The 26,851-nt window shown below is 68.3% G+C and carries 19 protein-coding genes; 7 read left to right on the forward strand and 12 right to left on the reverse strand.

Features of this window, described 5'->3' with window-relative positions:
- Nucleotides 1-84 precede the first annotated feature (84 nt).
- Together nrdR and ABGB08_RS39905 are read right to left on the reverse strand one after the other, a co-directional pair.
- Nucleotides 85-537 carry a transcriptional regulator NrdR gene (gene nrdR / locus ABGB08_RS39900; RefSeq protein WP_155348670.1) on the reverse strand — a complete coding sequence of 151 codons (453 nt, stop codon included), beginning with the start codon at nucleotides 535-537 and terminating at the stop codon, nucleotides 85-87.
- Nucleotides 538-1,422: 885 nt separating this feature from the next.
- Nucleotides 1,423-1,788, reverse strand: coding sequence for a LysM peptidoglycan-binding domain-containing protein (locus ABGB08_RS39905; RefSeq protein ID WP_155360601.1), 366 nt, complete (start codon nucleotides 1,786-1,788; stop codon nucleotides 1,423-1,425).
- A gap of 221 nt (nucleotides 1,789-2,009) precedes the next feature.
- Here ABGB08_RS39905 and lexA point away from each other — a divergent pair, with 221 nt between their 5' ends.
- Complete coding sequence (lexA, locus tag ABGB08_RS39910; protein WP_155360630.1) at nucleotides 2,010-2,711, forward strand: transcriptional repressor LexA; 702 nt, start codon at nucleotides 2,010-2,012, stop codon at nucleotides 2,709-2,711.
- A 570-nt stretch (nucleotides 2,712-3,281) separates the two neighbouring features.
- Nucleotides 3,282-4,388, forward strand: coding sequence for an aminotransferase class I/II-fold pyridoxal phosphate-dependent enzyme (locus ABGB08_RS39915; RefSeq protein WP_347601610.1), 1,107 nt, complete (start codon nucleotides 3,282-3,284; stop codon nucleotides 4,386-4,388).
- Nucleotides 4,389-4,475: 87 nt separating this feature from the next.
- Here ABGB08_RS39915 and ABGB08_RS39920 read toward each other — a convergent pair whose 3' ends face one another.
- From ABGB08_RS39920 to ABGB08_RS39930, 3 genes are all read right to left on the reverse strand, one after another.
- Nucleotides 4,476-6,665, reverse strand: coding sequence for a cellulase family glycosylhydrolase (locus ABGB08_RS39920; RefSeq protein WP_347601612.1), 2,190 nt, complete (start codon nucleotides 6,663-6,665; stop codon nucleotides 4,476-4,478).
- 214 nt (nucleotides 6,666-6,879) lie between these two features.
- Nucleotides 6,880-9,336, reverse strand: coding sequence for a leucine--tRNA ligase (leuS, locus tag ABGB08_RS39925; protein WP_347601614.1), 2,457 nt, complete (start codon nucleotides 9,334-9,336; stop codon nucleotides 6,880-6,882).
- 578 nt (nucleotides 9,337-9,914) lie between these two features.
- Entirely contained in the window at nucleotides 9,915-10,475 is a 561-nt protein-coding gene (locus ABGB08_RS39930; RefSeq protein WP_347601616.1) for a hypothetical protein, read from the reverse strand.
- 180 nt (nucleotides 10,476-10,655) lie between these two features.
- Between ABGB08_RS39930 and ABGB08_RS39935 the strand changes: the two genes are divergently transcribed.
- The gene (locus tag ABGB08_RS39935) at nucleotides 10,656-11,738 is read left to right on the forward strand and encodes a hypothetical protein (RefSeq protein WP_347601618.1); all 1,083 of its coding nucleotides are present in this window, start codon (nucleotides 10,656-10,658) and stop codon (nucleotides 11,736-11,738) included.
- Nucleotides 11,739-11,747: 9 nt separating this feature from the next.
- On the opposite strand, the gene ABGB08_RS39940 is transcribed toward ABGB08_RS39935, so the two are convergent.
- From ABGB08_RS39940 to ABGB08_RS39950, 3 genes are all read right to left on the reverse strand, one after another.
- Nucleotides 11,748-13,019 (reverse strand): cytochrome P450, encoded by a 1,272-nt coding sequence (locus ABGB08_RS39940; RefSeq protein WP_347601620.1) that lies wholly within the window; start codon nucleotides 13,017-13,019, stop codon nucleotides 11,748-11,750.
- 66 nt (nucleotides 13,020-13,085) lie between these two features.
- A complete protein-coding gene (locus tag ABGB08_RS39945) occupies nucleotides 13,086-14,354 on the reverse strand; it encodes a cytochrome P450 (protein WP_347601622.1) in 1,269 nt (422 codons plus the stop codon).
- The gene (locus ABGB08_RS39950; protein ID WP_347601624.1) at nucleotides 14,351-15,895 is read right to left on the reverse strand and encodes a GMC family oxidoreductase N-terminal domain-containing protein; all 1,545 of its coding nucleotides are present in this window, start codon (nucleotides 15,893-15,895) and stop codon (nucleotides 14,351-14,353) included. Before ABGB08_RS39950 ends, ABGB08_RS39945 begins: the two co-directional genes overlap by 4 nt.
- 92 nt (nucleotides 15,896-15,987) lie before the next feature.
- Here ABGB08_RS39950 and ABGB08_RS39955 point away from each other — a divergent pair, with 92 nt between their 5' ends.
- Both ABGB08_RS39955 and ABGB08_RS39960 read left to right on the forward strand, forming a co-directional pair.
- Complete coding sequence (locus ABGB08_RS39955; RefSeq protein ID WP_347601626.1) at nucleotides 15,988-17,499, forward strand: long-chain fatty acid--CoA ligase; 1,512 nt, start codon at nucleotides 15,988-15,990, stop codon at nucleotides 17,497-17,499.
- A 91-nt stretch (nucleotides 17,500-17,590) separates the two neighbouring features.
- Entirely contained in the window at nucleotides 17,591-20,029 is a 2,439-nt protein-coding gene (locus ABGB08_RS39960) for a PQQ-dependent sugar dehydrogenase (RefSeq protein WP_347601627.1), read from the forward strand.
- A 213-nt stretch (nucleotides 20,030-20,242) separates the two neighbouring features.
- Here the strand turns inward: ABGB08_RS39960 and ABGB08_RS39965 are convergent, their stop codons facing one another.
- The 3 genes from ABGB08_RS39965 to ABGB08_RS39975 all read right to left on the reverse strand — a co-directional run bounded on the left by ABGB08_RS39965 (nucleotide 20,243) and on the right by ABGB08_RS39975 (nucleotide 24,515).
- A complete protein-coding gene (locus tag ABGB08_RS39965; protein WP_347601628.1) occupies nucleotides 20,243-21,502 on the reverse strand; it encodes a class I SAM-dependent methyltransferase in 1,260 nt (419 codons plus the stop codon).
- A gap of 6 nt (nucleotides 21,503-21,508) precedes the next feature.
- Nucleotides 21,509-22,879 carry an FAD-binding oxidoreductase gene (locus tag ABGB08_RS39970; RefSeq protein ID WP_347601630.1) on the reverse strand — a complete coding sequence of 457 codons (1,371 nt, stop codon included), beginning with the start codon at nucleotides 22,877-22,879 and terminating at the stop codon, nucleotides 21,509-21,511.
- Nucleotides 22,880-23,060: 181 nt separating this feature from the next.
- Nucleotides 23,061-24,515: a serine/threonine-protein kinase gene (locus ABGB08_RS39975; RefSeq protein ID WP_347601632.1), complete on the reverse strand. Its 1,455-nt coding sequence runs from the start codon at nucleotides 24,513-24,515 to the stop codon at nucleotides 23,061-23,063.
- 110 nt (nucleotides 24,516-24,625) lie between these two features.
- Here ABGB08_RS39975 and ABGB08_RS39980 point away from each other — a divergent pair, with 110 nt between their 5' ends.
- Complete coding sequence (locus ABGB08_RS39980) at nucleotides 24,626-25,735, forward strand: CaiB/BaiF CoA-transferase family protein (RefSeq protein WP_347601634.1); 1,110 nt, start codon at nucleotides 24,626-24,628, stop codon at nucleotides 25,733-25,735.
- The gene (locus tag ABGB08_RS39985) at nucleotides 25,735-26,376 is read left to right on the forward strand and encodes a nitroreductase family protein (RefSeq protein WP_347601636.1); all 642 of its coding nucleotides are present in this window, start codon (nucleotides 25,735-25,737) and stop codon (nucleotides 26,374-26,376) included. Before ABGB08_RS39980 ends, ABGB08_RS39985 begins: the two co-directional genes overlap by 1 nt.
- On the opposite strand, the gene ABGB08_RS39990 is transcribed toward ABGB08_RS39985, so the two are convergent.
- A complete protein-coding gene (locus tag ABGB08_RS39990) occupies nucleotides 26,364-26,846 on the reverse strand; it encodes a GyrI-like domain-containing protein (protein WP_347601638.1) in 483 nt (160 codons plus the stop codon). The two genes, ABGB08_RS39985 and ABGB08_RS39990, sit on opposite strands and share 13 nt — an antisense overlap.
- Between the last annotated feature and the right edge of the window lie 5 nt (nucleotides 26,847-26,851).

Raw genomic sequence — 26,851 nt, forward strand, 5'->3', positions numbered from 1 at the left:
CGTCTTGAGTTGTCGTGTCTTGAATGTGTCGTAATTTGAAAATGTGTCGCTGGGTGCCCGCGAGAGGCGGTGCCCGGCGGAAGTTCAGTCGTTCGCGACGGCTCGGAGCCGTTCTATCTCGGCCTCGAAGTCGGCGAGGGTCTCGAAGCTGCGGTAGACCGAGGCGAACCGCAGGTACGCCACCTCGTCCAGCTCGCCGAGCGGGCCGAGGATCGCCAGGCCCACCTCGTGTGAGGGGATCTCGGCGGTTCCGGTGGCCCGGATGCTCTCCTCCACCTTCTGACCCAGCTGGGCCAGCGCGTCCTCGCTGACCGGGCGTCCCTGGCAGGCCCTGCGGACCCCGGCGACCACTTTGTCGCGCGAGAACGCCTCGGTGACCCCGCTGCGTTTGCTCACCATCAGCAGCACCGTCTCCTGGGTCGTGAACCGGCGGCCGCATTCCGGGCACGTCCGCCTGCGCCGGATGGCGCCGCCGTCCTCGGTCGAACGGCTGTCGACCACCCGCGTGTCAGGATGTCGGCAGAACGGGCAATGCATAACGCCCGCCTCCTTCCGGTTCAACTCCCCCGCGTCACCCCTGCTTCCCCGATCCGGCCCTCTCATCGGCCCTGGCACCGCTCGTGCCACAGGCCAGGTCATGGGACGCTCACGCACGCCCCACAGAGTCCTGTGGTGCGGGCAAGGAAACACAATAGGTGGTGAACTACATCGGTGTAATCACTAGATGTTGTGGTCCAAACCTAGAAGCAGCCAGGGTTGATCGCAAGTCGGCAACAGCGATCCAACCGGAGATCCGACCGAACCGGCAGCTCAACGGAACGTCTACGGCGAAACGTCGGGCGTGTCGAGCACACTGTCAGCCACACCACCTTGGAACCCCTTGCCGGGCTTCCACCCTTTGGGACGCTCACGCTCAGCCCGAACCTCCCGCATCCGCGGAACCAATGGGGCTCCCCCGTCCACGGATACGCTCGCGCTCGAACTTTCCGCATTCGCGGGACTGACCAGGGTTCTCCCCCACCCACCCGCCCTTTGGGACGCTCGCGCTCGGCCCGAACCCCGCATCCGCGGGACCAGCAGGCCCTCCCCCATCCAGCCGTCCACAGAGACACTCAGCTCAACCATCCGCATTCACCGGACCGGCAGCTGTCCCTATCCAGCCACCACGGACACACTCGGCTCGAACCTTCCGCATTCACGGGACCGGCACGGGCTCCCCATCCAGTTGCCACGGACACGCTCTCGACCTGCCCGGAGCTCCGCGTTGACGGGACCAGGGTTTCCCCAGTTCAGCCACCCACGGGATGTTCGCGCTCGGTCCGAGGCTTCGTGTTCGTGGGGAGTTGGCGGGGCGCCAGCCTCGCTGTCGTCGCAGACGTACGCGTCCGGACCATCTGGCCAGGTCCTGGGGACGCGTTCGGGTCAGCCGGCTTGGCCGCTGGGTAAGTAGAGCTTGGAGCCTGGGCGGATCAGTGGGTCGGGTAGGCCGTTGAGGTTCATGATCTGGCGGACCATTGGGCCGGGGTCGTCGCCTTCGCTCACGGCGGTGGCGATTTCCCAGAGGGTGTCGCCCTCCTGGACGGTGACCCAGGGGAGGCCGGCGTGGTCGGGGCGGCCGGTCGAGGCGGTGACGGCGGCGCGGGTGCCGTACCAGAGGATGAGGAGGGTGAGGGCGGCGACGAAAGTGATGAGGACGATGCGTCCCCGGCGGGTGAGGCGCACGGGGGGACTGGGGTATCGGACTTTGGGGACCGGATCGGGACGCATGGACGGTTTCGTGGCTTGCATCGTTACCTCCAGCCACCGAGGAAGATCAAAACTTGGAAGAAAGATCGCGGAATCGAACACGATGTCGATCGAACTCCCGTACGATGTTGTACACCACGGGACCGACGTTTTCGAGGACTATCGAACAATTGTTTGATAATGATCTTGAATCGCGGTACCGTCGCTCTGAGCGACATTGGGAATACGGATTGGGAGGTGCCCGGGTGAACAGCGACGGTCTGGTGAGCCAGCACGACGAGAGCGTGAGTGACCTGGCGGTGCGCCGACGGGACTCGCTCGGCCTCACCCCACGGCAGCGCAAGATCCTTGAGGTGATCCGCGATTCCGTTCAGCAGCGTGGCTATCCCCCGTCGATGCGCGAGATCGGCGAGGCCGTTCAGCTGACCAGCACGTCCAGTGTGTCGCATCAGCTCACCGCCCTTCAGCGCAAGGGCTACCTGCGCCGGGACCCGCATCGCCCGCGGGCGCTGGAAGTGCGCCTCCCGGGTGAGCCTGTGCTGTGGGTCGACCCGGATGCCGCCGAGGAGGATTCGGGCTTCAATCGCCCGACCGCCGCCTATGTGCCGCTGGTCGGCCGGATCGCCGCCGGTGGGCCGATCCTCGCCGAGCAGAGCATTGAGGATGTCTTCGCGCTGCCGAAGCAGCTCGTCGGCGAAGGCACCCTGTTCCTGCTCCAGGTCAGCGGCGATTCGATGATCGAGGCCGCCATCGCCGACGGCGACTGGGTTGTGGTCCGCCAGCAGCCGGTCGCCGACAACGGCGACATCGTGGCCGCCATGATCGACGGCGAGGCCACCGTGAAGACGTTCAAGCGCAAGGACAACCACGTCTGGCTGGTCCCCCACAACGCCAACTACGAGCCCATCCCCGGCGACGAGGCCACCGTCCTCGGCAAGGTCACGGCCGTCCTCCGCAAGCTGTAACGCCGTGCGGTGCCGCTCGGCCAAGGAATCGCCTCCTTGACCATTGCGACAGCCAAACGCGCCCACAACGGCGATCCACCCAGCCCCGTCCGCCTCAGCGGCCGGGGCTGTGGCTTCTTCGAGTGGTGGCGTCGTGCGGCTGCGGCTGCGCGGCTTGATCAGCTGACGGCGCCAGCGAAGCAGCGGCATCGTTCGAGGTAGTCCCGCCGCACGGCTTGAGCAGGTGGACCGGTATGCCGGTGTCGGCGAAGTAGCGGCGCTCGGGGCGATCCAGCCGCACGGCTTGATCAACCGGAGCGACGCACCGAAGCTGGCGAAGCGGTGACCTCGTTCGAGGTGCTGGCGTCGTTCAAGATGGCATGGCCGCGGGGGTTGATCAGCTAACGGCGCGCCGATGTCAGCGAGGCAGTGGCATCGTTCGGGGTGGCGTCGTACGGAGTGATGTGGCCGTGCGGCCTGGAGGCTCGGTGGCGGGGACGGCCGATGTGATCGTTACTCGGTATTCATAGTAACGTGCCCGTTTATGGGGAAATATCCTGAATTGTGGGTCGGAGACTTGATGAGTTGAGCTTGGTTGATGTTGCTGTTCGGGATGGGCTCAAGTGGACGCAGGTCGGAGCGGGGGTGATTCCGGCCTGGGTCGCGGATATGGATTTTCCGCCGCCGGAGGCCGTGCGGGAAGCCGTGTTGCGGCGGGTGGACACCGATCTGGGTTATCCCGGCTGGCTGGACGACTCGACTGTGGGGCCGCTGGCAGAGGCGTTCGCGGAGCGGATGGAGACTAGGTATGACTTCCATGCGGATCCTGGGCTGGTGCGGTCGTTCACGGATCTGAACCAGGTTCTGCAGATCGTCCTGCATCTCATGACCGCGCCGGGGGATGGCGTGCTGGTGCACACTCCCACGTACAACGCGTTCCTGGACACGTTGCGGACCATGGATCGGCGGCCGGTTCCGTTGGAACTGGTTGCCGACGGGGAGACCTGGCACTTCGAGCGACCGGCGGACGCCGGAGGGGCCAAGGTGTTGCTGCTGGTCAATCCGCACAATCCCACTGGGCATTGCTTCACTCTGGCCGAATTACACGAGCTGGCCGAACTCGCCGAACGGCACGACATGATCGTTGTCTCGGACGAGGTTCACGCCGATCTGGCTTTCGCGCCGGACGCGCACATTCCCTTCGGGACCCTGCTGCCGGACCGGACGATCACGATCACTTCGGCCAGCAAGGCGTTCAACATGGGCGGCGTGCACTGCTCGGTGGCACATCTCGGGCATCCGGGTACCAAAGCGGCATTCGATGCGCAACCGCCCCACCTGTACGGGGCTGCCAGCGTGCTGGCCGTGGAAGCCACCGTCGCCGCCTGGCGGCACGGGGACATGTGGCTGGCCGAGGTCATGTCGATCCTCGACCGCAACCGCAAGCTGATCGCCGAACGTATCCCCCCGCACGTCCGCTACCAGATCCCGGCCGCCACCTACCTGGGCTGGCTCGACTTCGGCATCCCGGACGCGGCTGGATACCTGGAAAGCGAGGCCGGGGTCCGACTGAATCCCGGCCTGCTGTTCGGCGCTCCAGATGGCTTCGCCCGCCTCAACTTCGGCACATCGGGCCCGATCCTGGAGGAAATGCTCACCAGGATCGCGGCCGCCGTGCCCTCCCTGAAGGGGACATAGTCAGGGTCTGAATCGACCCAGTCCTCAAATCTGCCTCCGAGCGAAGTACCGCGAGGGCCGAGGCTCGGCCCTCGCGGTTCCCTTGGGTTAGGGAGAGGTGCAGGTGTAGGCCGAGGGGAGGGCGGAGTCGTTGTTGGGGCGGCTGGCTTGGAAGCCGAAGTTGGTGGTGCCGTTGGGGGCCAAGGTGCCGTTGGAGGAGGTGTTCTTGGCGGTGACGGTTTGGCCGCTGACGGTGATGACCGCGTTCCAGAAGCCGGTGATCGTGTGTCCGGCCGGGAGGGTGAAGGTCACCGTCCAGCCGGTGATTCCCGAGGTGCCGGTGTTGGTGACGTTGATCGGCTGGATGACGTAGCCGTTCTGCCAGGCGCTCTGGGTGGTGGCCGCGACCGAGCAGCCGCCGGTGCCGGTGCCGGTGGTGGTCACGGTCACCGTGTTGGAGACCGCGGACTGGTTGCCCGCGCCGTCACGGGCCCGGACCTGGAACCGGTAGGTGGTGGAGGCGGACAGTCCGGTGGGCGCGAAGGACGGCGTGGTGGAGGTGCCGACGACGGCGAAGGTGCCACCAGAAGCGCCTGGGGCCCGAAGGATGTCGTACCCGGCCAAACCGCTGCCACCGGTGTCGGTGGAGGCGGTCCACGCCAGCTGAGTCCCGGTCGAGGTCGTTCCGGAGGCCGCCAGACCGGCAGGTGTGCTCGGCGGGGTGGTGTCGGTGGCGGCTGTGGTCGTCACGGTCACCGTGTTGGAGACCGCAGACTGGTTGCCCGCGCCGTCACGGGCCCGGACCTGGAACCGATACGTCGTACCAGCCGTAAGGCCAGTGGCCGCGAAGGACGCGGTCGTCGAATCGCCGACCACGGTGAACGTGCCACCAGAAGTGCCAGGCGCCCGAAGGATGTCGTACCCAGCCAGACCGCTGCCACCGGTGTCAGTGGACGCGGTCCACGCCAGTTGGGTCCCTGTGGACGTCGTCCCGGAAGCTGCCAGACCAGCGGGGGTGCTTGGCGGGGTCGTGTCCGTCGGGTTAGGGGAGGATCCCGGCGGAACCGGGGCGATCAGGTACGGCTGGAGGATGTTCTGCTTGGCGGTCTGCACCGTCACCCAGTCGTCCATCACGATTCCCCCGGTGTCCCCCGAGTTCGGGTTCCACGACCAGTACGTGAACGACATCCCGTTCACCCCGGTCCCGGTGTATCGCATCAGCTCGGTCAGCCAGATCCGGTCCACGTTGCTGGCCAGCGTGCTGCCGAACTCGCCCATCATGATCGGCGCGATGTTCTGCTTGTGGATGTAGCCGAAGTACTTGTCCCAGATAGCCGGCATGTTGGCCGGGTACGTCGGGTCGCTGAACCACGTCTGGTTGAACACCGAGGTCGCGTACTCGTGCGGCGAGTAGACCAGCCGGTTGGCCACATTCAGCCGGACCGGGAACTCCCCTGCCTTGGTCAGGTTGCCGCCCCACCAGCCGCAGTCCTCGTCGTTGCTGGGGTCGTTGTCCCACACGTTGGACAGCCCGCCGCTCGGGCAGCTGACACCCTCGACGAAGATCAGCCAGTTGGGCTGGACCGCGAGGATGGCGTTGCCGGCGCGCTCGGCGGCCAGCCGCCAGTCCCGGGCCTCCACTCCGCAGCCCCAGCAGGAGCCGGTCGCGTTCGGGTTGGTGCCTTCGGCGTGCGGCTCGTTGTGCAGGTCGGCGCCGATGACGGTGGTGTTGCCGGCGTACCGCTGGGCCAGCATCCGCCAGTTGGCGATCCAGGTGCTCTCCGGCACGGCGGAGGTGTACCAGAGCGCCGACTGCCCGGCGGCGGTGGGCCGGTGCCGGTCCAGGATGATCCGCATGCCCTTGGTCCCGGCGTACTCGATCACCTTGTCCAGGATCTGGAGGGGTGAGAGGCCGATGAGGTCGGGGTTGGTGAAGTCGTTGATGCCGGTCGCGACCGCGCCCGCCTTGAGCGCGTCATCGGAGTACGGCACCCGGATGGTGTTGTACCCGAGCTGCGCCATGTGGTCGATCTGGGACTTCCACGTCACACTGGCCCAAAGGCCGTGAAACGTCTTATTGTCGGTTTCCATCCCAAACCAGTTGATTCCGGTAATTCGGACCGTCGCACCCGTAGCGTCGACGATCTTGTTGCCGGAGGTGTGCAGGTATCCGGTGCCGGTCCCGGCCGCGTTGGCCGGGGAGCTGGTCGCGACGAGCATCGCCGCCACCATCCCCGCGCTGGCCGCGATGGACCCCAGGACTCTGCCGAGTCTTGAAGTGGTGAAAAATCTGGACAAGGTAGACCGCCCTCCACCCTGGGGACGGCCGCCATGAGCCGATGGTCAGCGCGCACCCCAAGAACCGCCGCTCAACCGAGCGGCGGTGGTCGCGGCATGCCCTGACCGCACGCCAATATTCAACATGTGTGGCTCGCCGCAATTTTGAGCGCCGGGCGACACCACGGTCAATGTCCCGGCGCGGCGGGCGGACCCGCCACGCCGGGACAACGCCTCACGGGACGATGTTCACCAGCTTCGGCGCACGCACGATGACCTTGCGCGGAGCCCCGGACAGGTACGCCCGGACCTTGTCGGACTCCAGGGCCAGCACCTCCAGGTCAGCGTCCGAAATGTCCGGTGAAACTTCCAGCCGGTCCCGGACCTTGCCCGCCACCTGCACCACGCACGTCACCGAGTCCAGCACCAGCAGCGCCGGGTCCGCGGCCGGCCATCCGGCCACCGCCACCGACGGCTGGTGCCCCAGCCGCTCCCAGCCTTCCTCCGCCACGTACGGCGCGACCAGCGACAGCATGATCGCCAACGTCTCGGCGGCTTCCCGGACGGCCGGGTCGGCGGCGCCGGGCCCGGAGTCGATGGCCTTGCGCGTGGCCGAGGTCAGCTCCATCATCCGCGCCACGGCGACGTTGAACCGGTTGCTCTCCACCAGCCGGGTGACCTCGTCCAGGGTGCGATGGGTGACCTTGCGCAGCGCCAGGTCCCCGGTGGCCGGGTCGACGCCCGGCGCGCTGGACACCTCGGTCATCACCCGGAACGCGCGCGCCAGGAACTTCTGCGACGCGAACGGGGACACATCCGCCCAGTCGATGTCGTCCTCGGGCGGCCCGGCGAACACCATGGTCAGCCGGACGGCGTCCACCCCGTACGCGTCGATCTGCTGCCCCAGGTCCACGCCGTTGCCCAGGTTCTTGGACATGGCCTTGCCCTCGTTGATGACCTGGCCCTGGTTCAGCAGCCGCAGGAACGGCTCGACGAAGTCGACCATGCCCATGTCGTGCAGCACCTTGGTGAAGAACCGGCTGTACATCAGGTGCAGCACGGCATGCTCGACCCCGCCCACGTACTGATCGATCGGCCCCCACTTGCGAACCCGCTCCACATCGAAGGGCCCGTCCTCGTACGTCGGATCCACGTACCGCAGGAAATACCACGACGAGTCGACGAAGGTGTCCATCGTGTCGGTGTCCCGCTTGGCGGGCCCCGCGCACTTGGGGCAGGGCACGTTCACCCAGTCGGTGGCCGAGGCCAGCGGGGACACCCCGCGCGGAGCCAGGGCTTCGCCGCGCAGATCCGGCAGCGTCACCGGCAACTGCTCGTCGGGTACGGGCACCTCGCCGCAGTCGGGGCAGTGGATGATCGGGATCGGCGTCCCCCAGAACCGCTGCCGGGACAGCAGCCAGTCGCGCAGCCGGTAGTTGACGGTGGCCCGGCCGGTGCCGTGCCCCTCCAGGACCTCGATGATCCGGGCGATCGCCTCCGCCTTGGCCAGGCCGTCCAGCGGCCCGGAGTTGACCAGCGTGCCCTCGCCTGGCGTGGCGATCCCGGTCTCGCCCGGGTCGGCCATGCCGGTGTGCACGACGACCCGGACCGGCAGCTCGAACTTGCGGGCGAAGTCCAGGTCGCGCTGGTCGTGCGCGGGCACCGCCATGATCGCGCCATGTCCGTAGTCGGCCAGCACGTAGTCGGCCGCCCAGACCGGGATGCGCTCCCCGTTGACCGGGTTGATCGCGTGCACGCCCAGGAAGACGCCGGTCTTCTCCTTGTCGGTGGCCAGCCGCTCGATGTCGGTCAGCTTGGCCACTTCCGCGCGGTACGCCTCCAGCGCGCCCAATTCCTCCGGAGCGCAGATCTCGGCGGCCAGCGGCGCGTCCGCGGCGACCACGAAGAAGGTGGCGCCGAACAGGGTATCCGGGCGGGTGGTGTAGACGGTGACCGGCTCGTCCCGGCCCTCGACCTGGAACCGCACGTCCGCGCCGGTGGAGCGGCCGATCCAGTTCCGCTGCATGGTCAGCACCCGCTCGGGCCAGCCGCCCTCCAGCTGCGCCATGTCGTCCAGCAGCCGGTCCGCGTAGTCAGTGATCTTGAAGTACCACTGGGTCAGCTCGCGCCGCACCACCACGGCGCCGCAGCGCTCGCACTTGCCCTGCACGACCTGCTCGTTGGCCAGCACCGTCTGGTCGTTCGGGCACCAGTTGACCAGGCCGCCCTTGCGGTAGGCCAGGCCGCGCTCGAAGAACCGGTTGAACAGCCACTGGTTCCAGCGGAAGTACTCGGGGTCGCTGGTGTGCAGGCGGCGGGTCCAGTCGAAGGAGATGCCGTACCGCTTGAAGGAGTTGGCCTGGGTCTCGATGTTGGCGTAGGTCCACTCGGCCGGGTGCGCGTTGCGCTTGATCGCCGCGTTCTCGGCGGGCAGGCCGAAGGAGTCCCACCCGATCGGGTGCAGGACGTTGTAACCCTTCTGGAACCAGTAGCGGGCGACCACGTCCGCGATCGCGAACACCTCGCCGTGGCCCATGTGCAGGTCGCCGGAGGGGTAGGGGAACATGTCGAGCATGTACTTACGCGGCCGGGGGTCGGCCGGGTCCTCGCTCGCGGCGTAGGGCTTCAGTTCCTCCCAGCGCGGCTGCCACTTGGCCTGCAGCGCCTGCGGGTCGTACACCTGCTCATCCACGGTTCACTCCTGATTTATCGCCACCTGCCCATAAGAAAACCCCCCGGCAAACAGCACGAGGGGCAGCCGCATCGAGGCTTGAGATCAGCTCACTCGATGCGGCCCGGTAAGAAGCAGGGTCTCCGCACGCATAACCCAAGCCTAGCGCAGTCTGCAACCGAATCGCCGACGTTATCGTACGAGAGAGCGGATCTTACACGCGGAGTCAACTGCCGATACCCGATGGTGATAGATCCGTTGTGACCGCTGGTGTCCCTTTCCTTTACCCTCATCTCGTGGCGAACTCAGTCGAGCCGGGATCGGGCCCGGAATTCCGGCAAACGGATCTTCCGATGCAGGATCCGCCGACCGACCCCACGGGTGAGCAGTTCCGCGGGGCATTCTCGGGTTTCGCTGCGGTGCCCCCCGGGTCGCATGAGATCATGCCAGGCGCCCCTAATTCGGGCATGAACTCGGGAGGTCCCATGCCCTCGGAGCACGACGAGTCGCAGCGAGCCGCTGCTCGTGGCGGCTGGCCGGAGGTTCCCCCGGCCTGGCCCGAGGTCCCCCCGGCCTCCGGGCCCACCCCGCCGGGCCGCTCATTCGAGCCCCCACCGGCCGCCGATCCGTACGGCCAGCGCCCCTACCGGACGGGCGAACACCCGGTCCTCCCGCCCCCGCTCAACGACTACGACCAGCAGCCCCGGGTGGGCCGCGGCGGCACCGACCCCTTCGGCAGACCGCTCTACCGCGACCCGCAGCCCGGCCAGCCGATGGAACCGCAGCCGCCCCGCGACCAGCAACCCCGCGACTTCCAGTTCCGCGAACCCCCGCCGCGCGACCCTCGCGAGCAGCAGTTCCGCGAACCCCCGCCACGCGATCCCCGCGAACAGCAGTTCCGCGAACCTCAACCGCGTGACCCCCGCGAGCAGTTCCGCGATCAGCCGCCGCTCGACCCGCAGTTCCGTGACCCTCAGTTCCGCGAGCCGCAGCCGCTCGACCCGCAGTTCCGTGACCCCCAGTTTCGTGACCCGCAGCCACAGGACCGCCATCCCCGTGACGCATGGCAGCGAGAGCCTGAGCACCCGGCCCACGAGCCCTTCTCGACGGGCCCCTTCGGCGCGCCCACGCTCGGCCAGCCCGCACAGCCCGCACAGCATGGGCTACCCGGTCAGCATGGCCAGCCCGGGCAACACCTACAGCCCGGCCAGCCCGGACAACACGGACAGCCGGGCCAGTTCGAGCAGCCCAGCCAGTACGAGCAGGCCCCGCCCCGCCACGGCAACCGCCCGCCCGAGCCCCAGCAGCAACCCGGCCCCCGCGACCCCCAGACGTTCGGCATGGTGACCCCCCAGGCGTTCGGAACCGGCGAAACCCCCCTCTACCGAGCGGACGCCTCCGCCCCACCACAAGCCGCCCCGCCCCAGCAATCCCCCGCCTACGCAGGCCCGCAAACCGGCGAACACGGCGTCCCCCAGTTCCCGATGGCCGGCCAGCGCCCCCCGCAACAACAACACCCGCAGGGCCCGCAACACCCGCAGGCCCAGCAACACCCGCAGGGCGACGACCAGTACAAGCCATTCGTCACCGCCGGCCAGATCAGCGGCCCGAAGACCCCTCCCGCCCACCGCCAGCAGGAACTCTGGAACAACGTCTTCGGCGAGAACTACCAGGCCATCGAGGAGTACGAGGACGAGGAGCGCGGCCGCCCCATCTGGCTGTTCGCCCTCGCCGGTTCCGTCCTGATCGCGCTGATCGGGGCCCTGCTGTGGGCGTTCCTGGCGGGCCCGCTGGCCAGCAGCGACGACGCCGCCCCCAGCCAGCCCTCCCCGTCGCCGTCGAAGGCCTCCGCGTCCAACGCCTCCCAGCCCCAGGCCGCGAGCCTGCTGGAGTATGAGGGCACCCCGTCCCCCGTACAGGGCAGGATCGCCGACAGCGAGTCGCGGGTCTCGATCCCGAAGCTCGGCGGCCAGTGGAAGACGGACGTGGACCAGCAGAAGAACCTGGCCACCTACGGCTACGTCACCCGGCAGTTCGTCAGCGCGGGCCTGACCACGAAGGGCAAGCCGCAGTTCGCCCAGGTCATGTCCGGCCCGCTGGCGCAGGACCTGGCGTCCAAGTACACGACCGCCGACGACCTGCGCCCGGTGCTGAGCGCGGTGGTCTTCAAGGCCAGGCAGAACCTGTTCCCGAAGGGCAACAAGGTGGCCAAGGTCGGGCAGCAGAAGCTGCGTGGCGGGATCGGCCAGCTCGCCGCCTACGAGGTGAGCGACGACGGCGGGAAGACGCTGGTGGTGGTCGCCGCGGTGAACACCGGCGCGCCGCTGCCGTCGATCGTCTACATGCAGGTGCCCGACATCAAGGACGACCTGCTCCCCGATGTGGGCACCGTGTTCAAGTCCATCAAGGTCGCGAACTCGTAACCAACTGGACTAGAACGTGCAGTCCATGTGCTTGATCCCGTTGATGAAGCTGGAGAAGAGCCGCTCCGGCGGACCGGCCTCGATCTGCGGGACCCGGCGCAGCAGCTCGCGGAACATGACCGTGATCTCGCGCCGGGCCAGGTGAGCCCCGAGGCAGAAGTGCGGCCCAGGACCGCCGAACCCGACGTGCGGGTTGGGGCTGCGGCCGATGTCGAACCGGTCCGGCTCGGCGAACACCCGCGCGTCCCGGTTGGCCGACCAGTAGTACATGACGACCTTCTCGCCCGTCCGGTAGAGGTTGCCGTTCATGACGTGGTCGCGCGTCACCTTGCGCCGCATGTAGTTGACGGGCGCCGCCAGCCGGACGATCTCCTCGACCGCGCCGGCGGCCCGGCCGTCCACGTCTTCGAGCCAGCGCGCCTTCTGGTCGGGGTTGGCGGTGAGCAGGCGTAAGCCGTGCGAGATGGCGTTCCTGGTGGTCTCGTTGCCGGCCACCACGAGCAGGATGAAGAACGAGCCGAGCTCCTGGGCGGTCAGCTGCTCGCCGTCGATGTTGGCGTTGACCAGCGCGGAGATGAGGTCGTCGGTGGGCGTGCTGAGGCGGTGCGCGGCCAGGTCCTGGACCAGCTGCTGAAGTTCCATCCCGGCGGTGAGCAGTGAGGTGGCGATGGCCGCGGGGTCGCTGACGTATTCAGGGTCGGAGGCGCCGAGGATGACGTTCGAGCGGTCGAAGACGAAGCGGTAGTCGCTCTCGGGGATGCCCATCATGTCGCAGATGATCTTCAAGGGCAGCCGGGCGGCCACTTCGGTGACGAAGTCGCAGCCGGAGCCGGTGGCGATGAGATCGTCCACGATCTGACCGGCGGCCGTCTCCACGTCCGCCTCGAACTGCTTGATCATCTTGGGTGTGAAGGCGCGGGAGACGATACGCCGGAGCCGGGCGTGCCGGGGATCGTCCATGCTGATCATGGAGCCGAAGTACTCGATGAACTCGGCCGGCATGTCCACGATGTTGGTCGCGCCGCCGGAGCCCGAGCAGAAGACGTCCGGGTTCCGGCTGGCCTCCAGGATGTCGGCGTGCCGCACCAGCGCGTGGTAGCCCACTCCCGGCGGGGCGAAGGAGACCTCGGGCTCGGCGAAGAACGCGGGCGTGTCCAGGTCGCGGAGCAGCCGGAACGCGTGTTCCCGCTCGCTCATGGGACGACCCCAGAAGTCCCAGTCGGACAGGTTGATGTCGGCTACCGATGAAATCGGTGCGCGCTCAACCGGCGAAGTCGTCATACGGCCACCCCTCCAGAATGACGTTCTGTTCCATCCTGCCACAGGTGGCCGCGGCACGGCGGTTGATCACCAGGCGTAGTCCACGTGTTTGACGCCGTTGACGAAGTTGGACAGCAGGTAGTCGGGCTCCCCCACGGTGCGGATCCCCGGATACCGGGTGAACAGCTCGCGGAACATGACGGTGATCTCGCGCCGGGCCAGGTGCGCGCCCAGGCAGTAGTGCGGCCCAGGACCGCCGAACCCGATGTGCGGGTTCGGGCTGCGGGTGATGTCGAACACGTCCGGGTCGGTGAACACGGCCTCGTCCCGGTTGGCCGAGTTGTAGAACAGCAGCACCTTGTCGCCCGCGCGATAGTCCATGCCGTTCATGGTGTGGTCCCTGGTCAGGGTACGGCGGAACTGGATCACGGGTGTCGCGTACCGGATGACCTCCTCGACCGTGCCGGGCACGTGCTTCTCGAAGTCGCTCAGGAGCAGTCCTCGCTGCTGCGGATTGTCGGTGAGCAGCTTCAGCCCGTGGGCGATCGCGTTCCTGGTGGTCTCGCTTCCCGCCACCACGAGCAGGATGAAGAACGAGCCGAGCTCCTGGGAGGTCAGGTGCTCCTCGCCGTTGACCAGCAGTGAGGTCAGGTCGCCGGTCGGGTGTTTGCGCCGCTCCCGGCCGAGCCGCTGGGCCAGCAGGCTGAGCGCGCGCCCGGCCTTGATCAGCTTGAGCAGGCCGCGCGCCACCGGCCAGCGGCGGAAGGGGGCGTCCGGGTGGCTGAAGTCGACGGTGATACCGGAGTATTCGGCGTCGGCGTTGGCCAGGATGACGTTGGTGTGGCGGAGGATCTCGTCGTGCCGGTCGGGCGGGATGCCCATCATGTCGCAGATCACCTGGACCGGCAGCCGGGCGGCGATCTCGCGGACGAAGTCGCCGGAGTCCGGCGCGCCGGCGACGATCTCCCCGGCGGCGCGCTGCAGGTCCTCCTCCATCTTGGCGAGGATGCGCGGGGTGAAGGCGCGCGAGACGATCCGGCGCAGCCGGGCGTGCTTGGGGTCGTCCATGTTGATCATCGAGCCGAAGTAGACGGCCAGCCAGTTGGGCATGTCGGGGATGCTGTTGGAGGTGGGTTCGCTGCTGAAGATCCCGGCGTTGCGGCTGGCCTCGGTGACGTCGGCGTGCCGTACCAGCGCGTAGTAGCCCTTGCCCTGCTTGATGAAGGGCACTCTGTTCTCGTAGCAGAAGACCGGGTGCTCCAGCTGGCGGAGGCGGCGGAAGGCGTCCACGCGCTCCTGCTGGGGGCGTCCCCAGAACGGGATGTAGGAGAGGTCGATGTCGGCGGTCACGCTCATGATGCGGCCTTCAGGAGGTCTGCCGCCTTTTCGGCGATCATGACGGTGGGCGCGTGGGTGTGCCCGCGGTTGAGCGTCGGCATGATCGACGCGTCTACGACGCGCAGTCCGGCCACGCCCCGCACCCGCAGCTCCGGATCGACGACGGAGTCCTCGTCCGCGCCCATCCTGCAGGTGCCGACCGGGTGGTAGATGGTCTCGGCGCGCTCGCGGATCCAGCGGGCCAGCTCCTCGTCGCTCTCCGGCCCCCAGTACGGCTCCATCGGCTCCCCCACGTACGGCACGAGTGCCGACGTGGCGGCCACCCGCTTGGCCACCTTCAGCCCGGCGACCAGCCGCCGCAGGTCGGCCTCGGCGGTCAGGTACGCCGGATCGATGACCGCCTGCCCGTCCCGCACCGTGATCCGGCCCCTGCTCTCGGGCTGGAGCAGCACGGCGCCCACGGTGATCCCGTGCCCGGACGGCTTGGTCAGGCCGTGGTCGACGAACGGCCCCGGCACGAAGACCAGCTCGATGTCGGGGGCGGGTTCGTCGGGGCTGGTCCGGATGAACGCGATCGCCTCGGCCACGCTGGTGGTGAGCATGCCGCGCCGCCGGAACAGGAAGTTCAGCAGGTTCGGCAGCGACTCCGCGCCGCTCAGCGTGACCGGCTGCGGGCACTGGTAGAAGGCGCCGGTGACCAGGTGGTCCATCAGGTTCGCGCCGACCTGCGGCGAGGCGTGCACCAGGTCGATCAGGTCGTCGGCCAGCACGTCCGGGTCGCCCACGCCGGAGAGCATCAGCAGCTGCGGCGAGCCGATCGCGCCCGCCGACAGGATGATCTCGCGGGCGGCCCGCACCCGCAGGTCGTCGCCGTATAAGACGTCCACCGCGCGGCCGTCCTCGATCAGCACCTTGTGCACGTGCGCGGCGGTCAGCACGGTGAGGTTGGCGCGGTTCATGGCCGGGCGCAGGTAGGCGTCCGCGGCGCTCCAGCGGTGGCCGCGGAGCTGGGTGACCGGGGTCGTGCCGTAGCCCTCGTTGGTGTGGCCGTTCACCTCGGCCAGCCGGGTCAGGCCGATCTCCTCGCACGCCGCCAGGAAGGCGGGAGTGATGACGTTGGGGCTGCGCAGCTCGGAGATCGTGATCGGGCCCTCGGTGCCGTACACGTCGCCGTGGTTGGAACCGGCGCGCCGTTCCGCGCGCCGGAAGTAGGGCAGGACTTCGTCGTAGCTCCAGCCGGGCAGGTCCCACTGGTCGTAGTCGAGGGCGGTGCCGCGCACCCACATCTGCGCGTTCATCGAGGAGGTCCCGCCGAGCATGCGCCCCCGCGGCCAGTACAGCTCCCGGCCGGCGAGCTCGGCCTGCTTCGTGGTGCTGTAGTCCCAGTCGCAGGGCGTCTTGAACAGCTTGGAGAAGCCGGCCGGCATGCGGACCTCCAGCTTGCGGTCACTGCCGCCGGCCTCGATCAGCGCGACCTTGACGTTCGGGTCCTCGCTCAACCGGGCGGCCAGGACACATCCGGCCGAACCCGCCCCGACGATCACGTAGTCGAAATCCATAACTCCGTACTTACTCCGGTTCGTGGAATGCGTCCAGTTCGCAACCTCGTGGTACCTACCGGTCGGTATGGTGGCGATGGAACTATGTGCACATGCTCAATCTGTCCATCGTGCTGGAGGACACCGCCCGGGAGACCCCGGACCGCACCGCCGTGGTCTTCGGCGACCTCCGCCTGCCGTACTCGTTCATCGACTCCGTGGCCAACCAGGTGGCCAATCTGCTGGTGTCGCGGGGCATCGGCAAGGGCGACAAGGTCGCGCTCGCCTGTCCCAACCTGCCGTACTTCCCGTTCGTGTACTTCGGGATCCTGAAGACCGGGGCGACGGTGGTGCCGCTCAACGTGCTGCTGCAGGGCCGGGAGATCGCCTACCATCTGGCCGACTCCGAGGCGAAGGCGCTGTTCTGCTTCGAGGGCACCCCCGAGCTGCCGCTCGGCGAGCGCGGCCGGGCCGCGTTCGAGGACTCCGCCGCCGAGCACTTCATCGTGCTGCCCGCGACCCCGCTGGCCACCGAATCGCCGTACGGCGAGACGATCTGGGCCGCACTCGACGGCGTCTCTAACGTGTTCGAGACCGTGCAGACCTCCGCCGAGGACACCGCGGTGATCCTCTACACCAGCGGCACCACCGGGCAGCCCAAGGGCGCCGAGCTGAGCCACCAGAACATGCTGATCAACGCCATGATCAGCGACGAGATGTTCCCGCGCCAGCCGCAGGACGTGTATCTGGCCACGCTGCCGCTGTTCCACTCCTTCGGCCAGACCGTGATCATGAACGCGGGTTTCCGCCGCCGCGCCACGATCGTGCTGATGCCACGCTTCGAACCCGGCGAGGCGCTGCGCCTGATGGCCCAGGAGCGGGTCACCCTGTTCGCGGGCGTGCCCACCATGTACTGGGCCCTGCTCACCTCGGTGACCGAAGCCCCGACGTCCCTGGTCACGGCCGTCGCCGGCGGCTCGGCCCTCCCGCTCGAAGTGCTCAAGGACTTCGAGAAGACCTTCGGCGTGGCCATCCTGGAAGGGTACGGCCTGTCGGAGACCTCGCCCGTCGCCTCCTTCAACCAGCTCGCCAAGGTCCCCAAAGCCGGATCCATCGGCACCCCCGCCTGGGGCGTGGAGATGAAGCTGATCGACAGCGACTGGAACACGGTCGAGGACGTGGGCGAGATCGCCATTCGCGGCCATAACGTGATGAAGGGCTACTACAACCGTCCGGAGGCCACTCAGGAGGTCATGCGCGACGGCTGGTTCCGCACCGGCGACGTGGCCAGGCGGGACGAGGACGGTTACTACTTCATCATCGACCGGGCCAAGGACATGATCATCCGGGGTGGTTTCAACGTCTATCCCCGGGAGATCGAGGAGGTCCTGATGACCCACGAGGCCGTCTCGCTGGCCGCCGTCGTGGGTGTCGCGCACGAGTCCCTCGGCGAGGAAGTCAAGGCGTACGTCATCCGCAAGCCCGGCGCCACCGTCCAGGAGGAGGAATTAGTCGCCTGGTCCAAGGAGATGATGGCGGCCTACAAATACCCCCGGATCGTGGAGTTCCGCGACAGCCTGCCGATGACCGCCACCGGCAAGATCCTCAAACGCGAACTGCGGTAGCCGTAATTTCTTGATGTGGTTCCCCGGAAACAATGCGGGTAGGGGGCGCGGGTACGGTCAGCCGCCATCCATGTTTCCGGGGAGACACGCCATGCGAGGCCATGCGATCACCGGTGCGTTAGTGCTCGTCGCGGGACTTCTGGTCACCGCAGCACCGGCTGCGAACGCCGGCGCAGCGACACCGTTCCAGCGAGGCACCAGGTACGAAGCGGAATCCGCCACGATCGTCCAGGGCCGGGTCGAGAAGGCCCGGCGGGGATATACCGGCGAGGGATACGTCAACGGGTCCAACCGGGCCGGGAGTTACGTCGAATGGTCGGTCACGGCCGAGACGGCCGGACCGGCGAAGATCCTGATCCGGTACGCGAACACGAACCGGCGCAACGGGCGTTCGGACATCTCGGTGAACGGGCAGACCGTGGCCGAGGACCAGCGGTTCCCGGGGACGCGCTGGTGGCGCTTCTGGCGGACGGTGTCGTTCCGGACGACGCTCGTCCAGGGCGAGAACACCATCCGGGTCACCTCGACGTCCCGGCGGGGGAACCCGCACCTGGATCACCTGGAAGTCCGCACTCTGACGGCACCCCCGACCGAAACACCGCCTCCCACCGAAACACCGCCTCCCACCGAAACGCCCCCGCCATCCGAAACCCCGCCTCCGACGGAATGCCCGACGATAACCCCGCCGGTCGAAACGCCCCCAGCGGAAACACCTCCGGCCGAGACCCCGCCAGGAGAAACCCCACCGGGAGAATCACAAACTCCCTCACTCCTCGGCTCGCCCCCGGTCGAATCGTCTCCCCCAGTCGAGACGCCACCAGCGGAAACACCCCCGGCCGAGACACCTCCGGCAGAAACTCCTCCCGCCGAAACTCCTCCGGCTGAGACGCCTCCAAGCGAGACGCCCCCGGGTGAAACACCTCCAGGCGAGACGCCTCCTGGGGAAACGCCCCCGGTCGAAACACCTCCGGTTGAATCGCCCACTCCGCCCGGTGAATGTCCGCCGCCCGGTGGCGACACCGAGATTCCGACCGCGCCCGGTCAGCCCGTCTGCCAGGACATCGGCCCCACCCAGCTGAGCCTCGACTGGCCGGTCTCCACCGACAACGTCGAAGTCACCGGCTACGACATCTTCGACGGCGGCACGACCATCGCCGAGGCGACCGCTCCCCCGGTCCTCATCGTCGGCCTCACCCCGGCCACCACCTACCAGCTCACCGTCGTCGCCAAGGACGCGGCCGGAAACGTCTCCGACAGCAGCCCGCTGGTCGAATGCGCCACCACCGAAGCCGAGGACACCGAACCCCCGAGCGCCCCGGCCGAACTGACCCAGTCCAACGTCACGGCCACCACCGTCGACCTGGCCTGGCAGGCGTCCACCGGCGACCCCGTCTCCTACCTGGTCCGCGACGAGGCGGAGAACGTCCTGGCCACAACCGGCGCCACCAGCGTCACCGTCACCGGCCTGACCTGCGCGACGCCGTACACCGTGCACGTGGTGGCCGAGGACGCGGCCGGGAACACCTCCGAGCCGAGCGGCACCCAGACCTTCACCACGGCGGCCTGCGCCGAGAGCGTGCCGCAGCAGGCGGCGACGCTGTCGGAAGGCTGGACCATCCCGTGGGACATCGCCTGGACGCCGTCCGGCGACTACGCCCTCGTCACCCAGCGCGACGATTTCAAGATCTACAAAGTCACCGCGGAAGGCCAGCGCACCGAGGTCGGCGCGGTTCCGGAGACCGTCACCACCGACGGCGAGGGCGGCCTGATGGGCATCGCCATCCCGTCCACCTGGAACGGCACCACAGATCGTGACATATACGTCATGCACACAGCGGCCGAGGGCAACCGCGTCGCCCGGATGAGCTTCGACGGCACCGCCCTCACCGACTACCGCACCGTCCTGACCGGCATCCGCAAGAACCGTTCCCACAACGGCGGCCGGATCAGGTTCGGCCCCGACGGCTTCCTCTACGTCACCACCGGAGACGCCCAGCAACCCAGCCTGGCCCAGGACCCGGCCTCCCTCAACGGCAAGATCCTCCGCATCACCCGGGAGGGCGCCGCCGCACCGGACAACCCCTCCGGCACCCCCGTCTACTCCCTCGGCCACCGCAACCCCCAGGGCCTGGCCTGGGACTCGGCCGGACGCCTGTGGGCCAGCGAACTCGGCAACATCAACTGGGACGAACTCAACCTCATCGAAGCGGGCAAGAACTACGGCTGGCCCACCTGCGAGGGCGAGTGCACCACCGAAGGCATGACCAACCCGAAGAAAACCTGGACCCCCGACACGGCCTCCCCCAGCGGCATGGCCATCGTCAGTGACACGGTCTACCTGGCCGCGATGCGCGGCCAACGCCTGTGGCGCATCCCCCTGAACGGCACCGACGCCGGCGAGGCATCAGCCTACTTCCAGGGCGTCCACGGCAGACTGCGCGCCGTAGAGAAGGTCCCAAACGCCAACACCTTGTGGCTCAGCACCACCAACGGCGAAGGAGACCGACTCCTCCAGGTCTCCCTCGAATAGAGAACCTATGACCGTAAATCGTCGAAATATCGGCTGGTGCTTGTCTCTACGGGCACACCCAACAACCTTTCAGGCCGCCGGGGGTCACCGCCCCCGGCGCCGCCAGTTCTGATCATTGACGAGCGGCGAAGCAGCGCCGAATGGCGGGACGCATGGCTGACCCGCAATGGAGGCTCCCGCGTGTGACGACGCGGGAGCCGTACCCGGAAAATATCAGGGCCAGTCGAGGGACGGGCGGAGGGGGACGTAAGAGGCGCCCTCGTCGTCCAGGCGGACGCCTAGGACCTGGTGGAGTTGGATTTTGTTGCGTTCGAAGCCGACGATGCAGCCGGCCATGTAGAGGCGCCATACGCGGGCGGTGCCCTGGCCGACTTCGCGGACGGCTTCGTCCCAGTGGTCGTCCAGGTTGTGGCACCAGTCGCGGAGGGTCAGCGCGTAGTGTTCGCGCAGGTTCTCCTCGTGGCGGATCTCGAATCCGGTGTCCTCCATCTCCCGGATGAGGGTGCCGACCGACTCCAGCTCGCCGTCGGGGAAGACGTAGCGGTTGATGAAACCGCCCTTGTTGATCGTCTTCTCCTTGCCGGTCGGGCGGGTGATGCAGTGGTTGAGCAGGCGCCCGCCGGGCTTGAGCTTGCTGTGGAGGAAACTGAAGTAGTTGGCGAGCTGGTCTCGGCCGATGTGCTCGGTGAGGCCGATGGAGCTGATCACGTCGAAGTCGGATTCGGCGACGTCGCGGTAGTCCAGGAAACGCACTTCGGCGAGCTCGCCGAGGCCTTCCTCGGCGATGGCCTTCTGCGCCCATTCGGCCTGCTGGCGGCTGAGGGTGACGCCGAGCGCCTTCACGCCGTACTCGCGGGCGGCGTGGCGGACCATGCTGCCCCAGCCGCAGCCCACGTCCAGCAGGCGCATGCCGGGCTTGAGGTCGAGCTTCCTGGCGACCAGGTCGAACTTGGTGTGCTGGGCCTGTTCGAGCGTGGCGTCAGGGGTGGGATAGGTCGCGCAGGTGTACGCCATCGACGGCCCGAGCACCCACTCGTAGAAGCGGTTGGAGACGTCGTAGTGGTGGTGGATCGCCTCGGCGTCGCGCTGCTTGGCGTGCCGGCTGCCGAGGCGGGCCATCGCCGAGCGGCGGACCTCCTGGGCGGGCAGCGGGACCCGGGTCAGCAGCGGCTTGACGCCGAGCGCCCGGATGGCGGCGATTTTCTCAGACGTCGGGAGGTCGTTGATCGTTAACGACCACATCCGGTCGAGCAGCTGGTACATGTCGCCCTGCACGTCCAGATGGCCGGAGATGTAGGCCCGGGCCATGCCGAGCTCACCCGGGGCCTGGGCCAGGTAGGCGACCGCCATCGGCGACTTCACCTCGAGGCGGATGTCCGCGCCGGATGGGCCGGCTTTGCTGCCGTCGTACGCGGAGAACTCGATGCCGGCCCCAGATCCGACAACCCGTTCAAAGATCTCGGCGAGATTCATGTGTCATCACCTTCCCCGTACACATTTCTCATACAGGTCGAGCAAACGTCCACCGGGGTCGTACGCACGTTTGACCGGCCAGTAGGCGTCTCCGTTGTAGAAGCGCCAGAACTCCTCTCGAGCATAGAAGGAGGTCGAATAGAGGGACTTGTGGCCCTCCAGTTCGTGCACGGCGCGTTCGATCAGACGGTTGTAGTAGCCGTCCTGCCGTCCTCTCGGCAGGGCCACCATCCCCCAGAAACCGAAGTTCACGTAGAGCCGCCCGGAGTCCAGCGGGTAGAGGCTCCAGTCTCTGGTGGCTTTCAGGGGGCACATCCAGAGCGGCGTCATGCCCACCTGGCTGTGGAAGAACTCCAGGAACTCGGCGCCCCGCTCGACCGGGACCTCCACGTCCTGGATGACCGACTCGTGCATCGGGTTGTCGCGCCAGCGGTCGATCCTGGCGGTGATGCCGTAGCGCTGGTCGAGGCCGACCAGCTTGCGGTAGACGTCGGAGCGCAGCCAGCGGCGCGGGGTGATGGACCGCACCAGGGGCTGCTGCACGCCGAAGGCGCGCGAGCACCAGAACCAGTCGGTGTCCCAGCGCCACAGGTAGTCGCGGATGGTGAGCCAGTCGCGGGTACGGCTGCGCATCGACTGGTAGTAGATCCGCATCCCGGTGTAATCCGACGCGTACGGCGCGCGCTCGGCGAACCGGCCGAGCGTGATGTACATCTCGTCGGGGCCGAAGAAGGTGCCGTCGATGAAGTCGATCGGGTCGCCGTCGTGCTCCCGGGTCTCGCAGATCTCCTGCATGGCCAGCATGCACTTGTCGGCGTCGGTGAACCGCACGTGGGTGAGGCGCACGAACGGCTGCACGGGGGCCAGCTTGATCTTGATGCGGAGCGCGTAGCCGAGCGTGCCGTAGGAGTTGGGGAAGGCGTGGAACAGGTCGCTGAACTCGTTGTCGGCGCGGGCGACCACGATCCGGCCGTCGCCGGTGAGGATCTCCAGCTCCTCCACCGACTCGTGCGGCAGGCCGTCCCTGAACGAGCTGGACTCGATGCCGAGCCCGGTGACCGCGCCCCCCAGCGTGATCGTCTTCAGCTGCGGCACCACGAACGGCATCAGCCCGTGCGGCAGGGTGGCGTCGACCAGGTTCTCGTAGGTCGTCATGCCCTGGACTTCCGCGGTGCGGGTGTCCGGGTCGACGTGGATGACCTGGTCGAGGTCGCGGGCGGAGAGCTTGGCGACCTTGGCGGGCTCGCGGAACCGGAACAGGTTCGTGGTGGCCTTGGCCAGGCGCGGGGCCGCGTCGTCGGGGATCGCGGCATAGGAGTCGCGGATCTGCTCGACCGCTCTCCGATGGGTGGTCATACTGGTCGTGCGCTCGGGCATGACACCACCCCCAGGATAGTAGAGATCGTCTCTAGAGGAACGCTATCCCCCTAAAACAACCCAGACCAGACTCGACACGTTAAACCCGAGAAAACTGTCGGTTCGTTGGGCGTGCGTTGACAGTTGTTCCCACTCCGACATGGGAGAACCCTCGACTCTCCCGGCCTATTCCCGCTGTGGATCACCTTGGCCGGAAGCTGTCCAGAACCTTGGTCATCGCTTCCGTCTGGGCGGCCCAGCGCGCCTCCTCCGACGTCCAGGTGATCAGGAACGCGCGGTCGCCGACCGTCAGCAGGCGGGTGAGTTCGCGGTAGCCGACGCCGGCAGTGAGCCAGGGGCTGCTCGCGGTGTCCACCGGGGTGAAGGTGGACTCCCATTCGACGGCGCCGCCGTAGGACCAGGAGACGCGGTCGAGGCGCACGCGGCGGTAGTCGCGGGCGTCGCGGGCGCGGATGGCCTCGATCTCGGCGATCATCTCGCGCTGGGCCGCGTGCGGGACGACCTCCTCCACGCCGAGGTGGCTGCCGCCGTCGCGGCTCAGCCACTCGGTGAACGCCTCGGCGCGGGAGCCGGTCCAGGTGCGCGGGTAGCCGATCGTCCAGCCAGCCGGGGAGGCGTACCGCTTGAAGGAGGACACGCGGGTGGGAGTGACGCTCGGCTCCGGTGACGGAGACGGAGACGGAGACACGATGACCGGAGCCGCCGGCGGGTCGAGGGACATCATCGACCAGGCGGCGGTCCCGATGACCGCGACCATCGCGACGGCCGCGACCGCGACCAGCCAGGTACGGCTCCGCCACCGGCTCCCCGGCTCGCGGGGCGGCCCGCCGTCGACCAGGGACAGCAGGCGCTCGGCCTCGGCCACGCTGGCCCGCTCGGCGGGATCCCGCTTGAGCAGCGCCGACAGCGCCGGATGCAGGGCGGGATGGAGCCGCCCGAAGTCGGGTTCCTCGGTCAGCACCGCCGCCACCGTGGCGATCATGGTCCCCCGGTCGAAGGGCGACTTGCCGAGCACGGCCGCATACAGCGTCGCCCCGAGCGACCACAGGTCGGAGGGCGGCCCGAACTCGAGCGCCTCGGCGCGCTCCGGCGCGAGGAACGCGGGCGACCCGGTGATCATCCCGACCACCGGCAGGTTCGTCTCGTGCTCGGTGGTGGCGATGCCGAAGTCGGTGAGAACCGCCCGGCCCTCCGGCGTGACCAGGATGTTGGCCGGTTTGACGTCCCGGTGCAGCACCCCGGCGGCGTGCGCGGTGGCCAGCGCGGACAGGATCTGCCGCCCGATCGCGGCCACCTCCCGCACCGGCAGCGAGCCCTGTTCCCGGACGAGCTGCTCCAGCGAGGGCGCGCGGACGAGTTCCATCACGATCCACGGGCGGCCGTCCTCCTCCGCCACGTCGTAGATCGCGACGATGCTGCGGTGGCTGAGCCGGGCGGCGGTCCTGGCCTCGCGCCCGGTCCGCAGAAGCTGGCGTTCCAGATCGCCTGGCGGCAGGCCGAGCGGCAGCATGACCTCCTTGACCGCGACCGGCCGATCCAGCAGCGTGTCGTGCCCCTCCCACACCACGCCCATCGCGCCCTGCCCGAGCTTCCGCTTGAGCTGGTAGCGCCCCGCGACCAGCCGTTCCCCCTCCATCAGTGCCCCCTTGGCCGCACAGTAAGAGGCGGTAATTCTCCCATACCGGCCACCCCCAGGCGGTGCCGCGAAGGCCGGTTCCGAATATTGTTCTAGGTATGGGAGCCGAGATGAGCGGACCGTTGGCCGGGATACGCGTGCTGGAACTGGCCGGGCTGGCTCCCGGGCCGTTCGCGGGCATGATGCTGGCCGACCACGGCGCGGAAGTACTCCGGGTGGACCGGGTCAAAGCGGTCACCGACGCGCCGCATCCAAACGTGATGGATCGGGGCAAACGATCCATCGGCCTCGATCTGAAGTCCGCCGACGGCGTCACCGCGTTCAAACGCCTGGCCGCGAGCGCGGACGTGGTCATCGAGGTGTTCCGCCCCGGCGTCGCCGAACGCCTCGGCATCGGCCCCGCCGACCTGCACGCGGTGAACGAGCGCCTGATCTACGGCCGGATGACCGGCTGGGGCCAGGACGGTCCGCTCGCCGCCACGGCGGGCCACGACATCGACTACATCGCGATCTCCGGTGCGCTGTCCGCGCTGGGCCGCGCCGGGGACAAGCCCACCCCGCCGATCAACATCCTCGGCGACTTCGCGGGCGGCGGCCTCATGCTCGCGTACGGCGTGCTGCTCGCCCTCATCGAGCGCGGGCGCACCGGCCGGGGCCGGGTGATCGACGCCGCCATGGTGGACGGCGCGGCGCTGCTGCTGGCGATGTTCTACCAGGCGTCCCAGACCGGATTCTGGGGTGCGCGTGGCACGAACCTGCTGGACACGGGGGCGCCCATGTACGACACGTACGAGACGGCGGACGGAAAGCACCTCGCGGTCGGAGCCCTGGAGCCGCAGTTCTGGGCCGAGATGCTCGGCAAGCTCGGCCTCACCGACCTGCCGGACCGGGATGACCAGGCGAACTGGCCGGTGATCCGGGACCGCCTGGCCGCCGTGTTCGCGACCCGGACCCGGGCGGACTGGGAAGCGGTGTTCGCGGGGTCGGACGCGTGCGTCTCGCCCGTACTGGAGCTGGCCGAGGCTCCGGAGCACCCGCACAACCGCACCAGGGGCACATTCATTGAGATCGCGGGAGTCACCCAGCCCGCGCCCGCCCCCCGCCTGCTCGGCGCACCCCCCAGCGACCTGGCCCCCGCGACGAGGTTGCGGGACCTCACCTCCTGGGGCCTGGACGACGAAACCGCCAAATCTCTTCGCGACCTTGGAGTCCTCGCTTAATGGACATCTTCGAAGCCCTCTACACCACCCGGGCGATGCGCCGGGTCAAACCGGACGCGATCCCGGCTGATGTGCAGGAACGCATCCTGGACGCGGCCGTGCGCGGCCCGAGCGGCGGCAACACGCAGGGCTGGCGGTTCCTGCTGCTGGACGATCCGGCGGTAAAGGCCGAACTCGGGCCGCTGTACCGGCAGGCGCTCGGGGTGCTGTTCGAGACGCATTACAAGCCGATGCGGGAGAAGGGGGATCCGCAGGCGCTCAGTGTCCTCAAGTCGGCGCAGCATCTCGCGGACCATTTCGAGGCGTACCCGCTGATGCTGGTCGCGTTCACCCGCAACGACCCGTCCGGGGGGTCGATCTTCCCGTCGGTGTGGAGCGCGCAGCTGGCGGCGCGGGCGTTCGGTGTCGGGAGTGCGCTGACGACCGTGCTCGGGCTGTTCCACGGAGAAGAGGCGATGCGGATCCTCGGTGTGCCGGAGGGTAAGGGCTGGCAGCTGGCGTGCACCGTCACCTTTGGCTACCCGACCGGTCGCTGGGGTGTCGCGCCCAGGCGGCCGGTGCATGAGGTGAGCTATCGCAACCAATGGGGCGAGCCGGTGGGCTTCGAGATCCCCGAACCGCTGTGGAACTACGACGACTGAGTCTCCGCGTAAGAGGGCCGCACGGCGACATAGAGGTCCGCGCCCGCCGGGTGATGGACCTCCACGTCGGTGGTGAAGGCCCGGGCGGGAGACGCGCCGGACTCGGTGTGCTTCCAGAGGTACTGCCAGGCCTCCAGCAGGGTCTGCGCCAGCGGGCCGCGTACCTCCAGGTGCATGCAGGGCACGCCCGGCACCCGGACGGCGACCATGCCCTCGGGCAGCCGGGCGGCGGTGTGCACGGCGACGCCGACGATCTGGGTGTACGCGCCGTTGTGGTCGTTCTCGTAGTCGGTGAGTACTGCATACACGTTCTCGTCGGAACGTCCCGGCACGTGCGCGAACGCGCCCTTCGCGCCCGCGCGGGCCCAGAGCGCCGGCAGCTGCGCGCGCCCCGGGTCGGCCTCGGCCGCGTTCGTGGTCCGCACGACGTGGCCGACGACGAGCAGCTCGGGCCGGTCAACAATGATCACAGATC

Source organism: Acrocarpospora sp. B8E8 (assembly GCF_039871605.1).
In the GTDB taxonomy this organism is placed as follows: Bacteria; Actinomycetota; Actinomycetes; order Streptosporangiales; family Streptosporangiaceae; genus Acrocarpospora; species Acrocarpospora macrocephala.

Excerpts from the sequence above, each read along its gene's own strand:
- ABGB08_RS39935 (WP_347601618.1), top strand. The coding sequence starts at position 10,656 with ATGGTGACCCCCCAGGCGTTCGGAACCGGCGAAACCCCCCTCTACCGA.
- ABGB08_RS39940 (WP_347601620.1), bottom strand. The coding sequence starts at position 13,019 with ATGACGACTTCGCCGGTTGAGCGCGCACCGATTTCATCGGTAGCCGAC.
- nrdR (WP_155348670.1), bottom strand. The coding sequence starts at position 537 with ATGCATTGCCCGTTCTGCCGACATCCTGACACGCGGGTGGTCGACAGC.
- ABGB08_RS39965 (WP_347601628.1), bottom strand. The coding sequence starts at position 21,502 with ATGAATCTCGCCGAGATCTTTGAACGGGTTGTCGGATCTGGGGCCGGC.
- ABGB08_RS39955 (WP_347601626.1), top strand. The coding sequence starts at position 15,988 with ATGCTCAATCTGTCCATCGTGCTGGAGGACACCGCCCGGGAGACCCCG.
- ABGB08_RS39945 (WP_347601622.1), bottom strand. The coding sequence starts at position 14,354 with ATGAGCGTGACCGCCGACATCGACCTCTCCTACATCCCGTTCTGGGGA.
- ABGB08_RS39970 (WP_347601630.1), bottom strand. The coding sequence starts at position 22,879 with ATGCCCGAGCGCACGACCAGTATGACCACCCATCGGAGAGCGGTCGAG.
- ABGB08_RS39975 (WP_347601632.1), bottom strand. The coding sequence starts at position 24,515 with ATGGAGGGGGAACGGCTGGTCGCGGGGCGCTACCAGCTCAAGCGGAAG.
- ABGB08_RS39960 (WP_347601627.1), top strand. The coding sequence starts at position 17,591 with ATGCGAGGCCATGCGATCACCGGTGCGTTAGTGCTCGTCGCGGGACTT.
- ABGB08_RS39930 (WP_347601616.1), bottom strand. The coding sequence starts at position 10,475 with ATGCTGTGCGGGCTGTGCGGGCTGGCCGAGCGTGGGCGCGCCGAAGGG.
- ABGB08_RS39950 (WP_347601624.1), bottom strand. The coding sequence starts at position 15,895 with ATGGATTTCGACTACGTGATCGTCGGGGCGGGTTCGGCCGGATGTGTC.
- ABGB08_RS39985 (WP_347601636.1), top strand. The coding sequence starts at position 25,735 with ATGGACATCTTCGAAGCCCTCTACACCACCCGGGCGATGCGCCGGGTC.
- ABGB08_RS39905 (WP_155360601.1), bottom strand. The coding sequence starts at position 1,788 with ATGCAAGCCACGAAACCGTCCATGCGTCCCGATCCGGTCCCCAAAGTC.
- ABGB08_RS39980 (WP_347601634.1), top strand. The coding sequence starts at position 24,626 with ATGAGCGGACCGTTGGCCGGGATACGCGTGCTGGAACTGGCCGGGCTG.